The organism is Acinetobacter sp. SWAC5, from assembly GCF_003419885.1.
Taxonomy (GTDB): Bacteria; Pseudomonadota; Gammaproteobacteria; order Pseudomonadales; family Moraxellaceae; genus Acinetobacter; species Acinetobacter cumulans.
In genome coordinates, this window is record NZ_QUWR01000069.1 from 1 (window position 1) to 972 (window position 972).

Below are 972 nucleotides of genomic sequence, written 5' to 3' on the forward strand. Positions count from 1 at the left end.
CCGACCAAAGTCAAAGTTGCATCATGAACTATACTCATCTTACTCAAGAAGAAAGATATCAGATTTATACCTTGTTACGTGAAGGTTTTTCCAAACGTTATATCGCTTTGCGTTTAAATCGCTCTCCCTCAACAATTTCTAGGGAAATTCTGCGTAATAAAGCGAGAAATGGCTATTTCGCTCAACATGCCCATAAATTGGCTCGACGACGGCATTGTTCAAACCCTAAAACAATTCCTAATGAGCTTTGGATGCGTGTCATCTCTTATCTTGATATTCAATGGAGTCCCGAGCAAATCGCTTCTCATGTTTCAGTTAGTCTGCATTCCATCTACCGCTTCATACAACAGGATAAAAGCAAGGGTGGGACACTCTTTCACAACCTGCGTTTCAGAAATCAAAGAAAGAGAAAATATGGCTCTCCTGAAACCCGTGGTCAGCTGATCAATCGTAAAAGCATTCATTATCGACCTATAGAGATAGAGCTTCGGACTCGCTTTGGTGATCTGGAAATAGATACGATTGTAGGCAAGAACCATCAGCAATCATTGGTCTCGATTGTAGACAGGAAGACGGGTTATCTTTGGCTGAAAAAGTGTAGTTCACGCAAGGCAGAGGAAGTTTGCCAAGCCACAATCAGCTTATTGAATCCAGTTAAAGATCAGCTAAAAACAATGACAGCAGATAATGGCAAGGAGTTCAGCTTGCATGAGCATGCTGCTAGAGAATTAGGGATAGAGTGGTATTTCGCTGATCCTTACAGTGCTTGGCAACGTGGTACAAATGAAAATACCAATGGTTTAATCAGGCAATATATTAGAAAAGGCAGTGATTTAAATGACTATACGGATGAATATATTTCAGAAATCACTCAACGCTTGAATCATCGGCCAAGAAAAAGACTCGGCTTTAAAAGTCCGAGTCAGGTATTATGGCAACAACATGGTGTTGCACTTCAAATGCTAATCTAAG

At 40.5% G+C, this 972-nt stretch carries 1 protein-coding gene; it reads left to right on the forward strand.

Annotated elements, in window-relative coordinates; all coding sequences use genetic code 11:
- The coding region (locus tag DYI81_RS17840) for an IS30 family transposase (RefSeq protein ID WP_117008205.1) at nt 1-971 on the forward strand (971 nt) is incomplete at its 5' end.
- Nucleotide 972: the final 1 nt, after the last annotated feature.